This is a genomic window from Rahnella sp. BCC 1045 (assembly GCF_019049615.1).
Classification (GTDB): Bacteria; Pseudomonadota; Gammaproteobacteria; order Enterobacterales; family Enterobacteriaceae; genus Rahnella; species Rahnella contaminans.
This window is the reverse complement of record NZ_JAFMOZ010000060.1, coordinates 1-4,567: the sequence shown is the minus strand read 5'-3', so window position 1 is coordinate 4,567 and position 4,567 is coordinate 1. Positions and strand designations below refer to the sequence as shown.

Annotated in this window: 3 protein-coding genes; 2 read left to right on the top strand and 1 reads right to left on the bottom strand. The window is 48.8% G+C overall.

What is annotated here, in order from left to right; translation table 11 throughout:
* Both J1782_RS00435 and J1782_RS00430 read left to right on the top strand, forming a co-directional pair.
* On the top strand, positions 1–231 hold a 231-nt coding region (locus J1782_RS00435), incomplete at its 5' end, for a DUF5983 family protein (protein ID WP_217151932.1).
* A gap of 192 nt (positions 232–423) precedes the next feature.
* Positions 424–1,074, top strand: coding sequence for a TetR/AcrR family transcriptional regulator (locus J1782_RS00430; protein ID WP_217151930.1), 651 nt, complete (start codon positions 424–426; stop codon positions 1,072–1,074).
* Positions 1,075–1,487: 413 nt separating this feature from the next.
* Here J1782_RS00430 and J1782_RS00425 read toward each other — a convergent pair whose 3' ends face one another.
* Positions 1,488–4,508 carry an autotransporter domain-containing protein gene (locus tag J1782_RS00425; RefSeq protein WP_217151929.1) on the bottom strand — a complete coding sequence of 1,007 codons (3,021 nt, stop codon included), beginning with the start codon at positions 4,506–4,508 and terminating at the stop codon, positions 1,488–1,490.
* Between the last annotated feature and the right edge of the window lie 59 nt (positions 4,509–4,567).

The following is a 4,567-nucleotide window of genomic DNA, read 5'->3' as shown; positions in this document are numbered from 1 at the left end:
ATCATGCCAGGTAAATTGCACGTCCATAACTGGATTTTGGAATATGAGTATGGATATATTTTTGATTTATGGGAGGGTAAGTATACCCTTTTAAGATTAAAAAAAATTGGACTATCAAAATACCTAAGAAGTTTCATCCTGTACGTGATAATTCAGCATGCTGCTACTTTGATACAGTTTGATTGTTATGGCGATCCCGTAGACACTATGCCTATTTTTGAATGGAAATGAAGAATCTGTATCTGTATGTTATTTTTCTATGGCTCACGATTGCTTTTATTTGTTGCTTTGAATTCAATAATAACCAAATTGCATTACTACCACGCTAATTTTTTCTTGCATTTTTCGCCCCTGTTAAATCCCCCGGATCTCGTTTACCATTAGCATTACCTTTTTGAACAAAAATCAGGCAGATTTCTTCATATGTCAGGCTTGTCCCAGATAGAAAATCACCCATATCACCGCGGAAATGTTCCGGAGTTAGTGCTGGATGCAGCAGAAAGAATTCTCAAGCGGAGTGGCATTGCAGGTCTTGGTTTGCGTTCAATCGCCCGTGAAGCGGGGGTTTCTCATGCAGCCCCTAAACATCATTTTCATAATTTACCAAATTTGCTCAGCGAGCTGGCAAGTATGGGATATCTTGAACTGCAAGTTTGTTTAAAAAAGGCCTTACATGATGAGCCAAATCCTATCCTCAGACGAAAAAAGCTCGCCTCGGCCTACATCGGATTTGCACATGAAAATCCATCGATGTTCGGATTGATGTTCAGAAACGAACTGATTCAAACGGATAATGATAAATTGCGGCAGGTCATCTTTGAAACCATGACGCTAATGATTGGCACTTTGCAAAAAAATGAATCTCCATTTATCTTACAGGAAGACAGGATAGAGAAAGTAGATGCAATGAGAATGACGGTAAGTTGGGCTCTTATCCATGGGATGGCAACCCTATTGATCGACAATCGGTTGATGAATTTAGCAGAGCTCTCCAACTTTGAAAGCGCTCATGCAATGATATGTAAGACGCTTGAGCTGATGCGGTTTCAAGTCGATTTTTATCCAGAGAAATAAAAGTAAAGCCTCATTCATTAAATAATCATCCCCAGTAGTTGACTAATATTTTTTCCTACTGGGGATGATTTATGAAATAACAGTTATAATTTACTTCCCTGGTGTGCGTAAAAAATTACTCACGAGAATACACCATAACTAACATCGCAATTGTCATGTCAAATAAAAACTTCTTCTCACTTGACGCATTAATTATATCCACACCGCCATATTAATAACAATCTTTACACTGTAAAAACTCTGTAAATAAATGTTAAGTTTATGTTGTGCATTGGTTTTTTTTGCTAATTCTTTCTGTATGGGCTTATCCGGTCGGAGGGGACATGCTTAATGTACATTTTTTAATTGCATACTTCTTCAAGATGACGTCAATAATGAAAGGCTCAAGAATACTTGAGCCTTTCATCCTGACCTTAGAACTTCCAGTCTACTCTGGCAATCGCGTTATTTGAATGATAACCACTTCCAATTTCCGGATTGTAGCTCAACGTTAAATCCACATTGTCCCATTTCGTCAATTTCACGCCAGCGCCAAACCGACCATAAGTGGACGGAACATTCGTAGCGACATCAAACTTATCGCTGGAGGGCGAGTCAGCAAATTTTGCCCGAGTTTCCCAATTGGTGCCATCTGTCGTTTCGATAGCACTGTTCACATAGACGCTCAGTTCGGCACCATTGCGCAGTGGCACATGTCTGCCAAATTCGACACCGGCGCCTTCGCTCAGCGAGAATTTGCTCTGCTCATCTACCGCCAGATTAAACGAACTGTTGCCATGCTCTGTGTAACCGGAGCCGTGAACCTGGACACCTTGTAATTCAACAAAAGGACGGATATACGATTTACCCATGTTTTCGGTGTAACTCGCTTTCAGATGCAGACCCGCATTCCATACCTCCGGGTTCGCATCAGCTTTTGCTTGCTGATCGCCTACCGTAATAGCCCGGCTGCTTTGATAGCTGCCATACGCGGCATCCAGCGCGCCGGAGAGTGTATAAGGCCCAACCCCGTAAGTTAAGCCCGTACCCAGCAGGACAGAGTTGCCATCAATATTACCGAGCCCCTCATCATCTTCAAAATTACTGCGCTCATAGCCGATGGCTACTCCCGCCGTTAACTGATCGGTAATCGCATGTTCTATCCCCACCTCATAGGTCACAGCAGTGGCATCGTAGCCCAGGCTACCCTGCGTATCCTCCTGGTGTCCGCCACTCGCCTGCACTCTTCCCCACGTGCAGTTGCCCTCTACCATATTGGACCTATCACAACCCTGATTGAGATTGTTGACAAAATCACGGCTGCTTTGGAAACGGAAGGCTCCGATACTCCCCAGTGTCCGCCCCGTGATACTGTGAAGCGCTTTGCTATATTCGCTCTGCGACCCAACTTTGGCCAGGGATGTATAGCTGTCATCCATATCTACACCAGCATCAAACAGACTCTGCAAATGATCAGCCACCGTCCGGCTTGCCGCATCCATCGTCGCAGCTTTCTCAGAAAAGTGCGCCTCAGGCGTTGCGTACAGCGTGTTCGCTTTTTGCTCCAGTTGTGTGGTGAACAGCTCGGAGCTTGTCACACTCACGTTGTCTGACAGCGTTAAGCCTTTCTCTGCGGTGAGGAACGCAACCTGGGTCTTATGCATGGTGACTGGGTTAATGTCGACAGTTCCGCTGACATCAGCCTGGCCACTTACAGCTAAACTGTCGCCGGTTCCGTGGCTGTAATCCGCATCGAAGCTGATTTTCCCCGCGCCCTTATAGTCGCCGTTAAGCACCGTGACACCGGTTTTGGTGCCCTGAACCATCAGGATCCCGCTGTTCTCCAGAGTTCCGCCGTTCAGATCCACGATGTCCCCCGATGCTATCAGGCCCTGGTTGATGATTGAGGAGGTTTGCGGAGCCGCTTCGGCCACTGATAACGTCTGCGAGTCCGCTGCCGCCGTATCATTGCAGTTTCCTTTACAGTTACTGGCGAAGCTACCTTCAATAATGCCGCCGGCTTCGTTAATGACGGTATAAGGGACATATTTTGAATCCCCCTGATAAATGGCATATCCCCCCTTGCTTCCGCTCCCGTCTATGACGCCTGAGTTGGTGACCTTGTTCGTTCCCGATGAGTTAAGCAGAATGGCTCCGTCAGCCTGACCGCTGGCGATGACCCGGGCATCGCTGCTGACAGTGACCGTAGCCGAACTCTCATCAACATCCTTGTCCGTATAGCTGACATTCTGAGACTCCAACGCTACGCCCCAGCTGTGCAAACCAGAAACCGCAACTGTCCCTGCCTGAAGGTTGACCGAGACGGCCCCGCCGCAGTTTCCTCCCAAGGCAATAGGCGTGCTGCAGCCCATATTTGTCGCCATGCCGCCAAACAGTGTACCGGTACCGTCACTTCGTCCAATTGCTCCCCCGGTGCCGGATGCCGCCTGAGCAAAGATCCCGTGGGCATAGGCACCCGTCGTGGTAATGTCCGAACTGTTGTTTACGGTAATATCGTTCCCACTGCCGATATTCGATCTGGACACCGGCGAAAACTGCACGGCATTCATCAGATTAATCCCGTTGAGGCCATTAACCATCGCGCCGCCCCCGCCCAATGACTGCGCCACGATACCGGCCGCACCATCACCTGAAGTCGTTATTGAGGTATTTGTCTGGGTGGTCACGATCACCTGACCGGCATCATCCAGGTTCGGTGGCAATAACGAAGCCACTGCAGGAGCCAGCCCAGCAACGGTCACAGGGTTGTTCGGGTCGATAACAATGAGGCCCCCTCCTCCACCAACAGACTGGCCAAAAATACCAAAAGCATTAATGCCGCTCGTATTCACAGCTCCCCCTGTGTTGAGATTCAGATTGACATCTCCGCCGGTATTATTTTTACCAAGCGTGGCAGTATTTATTTGGGGGGCGACCGAGCCCGTAGCCAGCGACTGAGTCGTGGAGTAAGACAGACCCGTTGTGCTGTCCAACTCCTGCCCAGTAACCACCGCCAGGCCACCGCCGCCGCCAACGGACTGGCCGAACATACCAATGGCATTATCGCCAGTAGTCGTTATAAGAGAAGCGTTGGTCATATCCACTTCCCCGCCCTTACCTGAATCCCCTTTATCACTGGCATCTCCAAGAGTTAATTGCAGTGAGGTGGCCACTCCGTTTGACGTCATGGACTCCCCGCCAATCCCGCCACCATTTGCAATCGACTGCCCATATATCCCGAAACTGAGATCACCCGCCGTGGAAATATCTTCTCCGGAATTATTGTTGGTGATGGTAACCTTTCCACCTGAGCCATTGGCAGCGTCCGCGCCCCCTACAGCAATCGATGCTTCAATCACCGAATTAGGCGTTTTGTCATTGGCCGTGGCGGCCTGGGTGGCCCCACCAATACCACCGCCGCCGCCGATGCTTTGACCCAGAATAGCAAATGCCATCGGGCCGTAGGTTGAGATCCCCCCAGAAGAATCTATCGTTACCGCCCCCCCCTTACCTG

Excerpts from the sequence above, each read along its gene's own strand:
- J1782_RS00430 (WP_217151930.1), top strand. The coding sequence starts at position 424 with ATGTCAGGCTTGTCCCAGATAGAAAATCACCCATATCACCGCGGAAAT.
- J1782_RS00425 (WP_217151929.1), bottom strand. The coding sequence starts at position 4,508 with ATGGCATTTGCTATTCTGGGTCAAAGCATCGGCGGCGGCGGTGGTATT.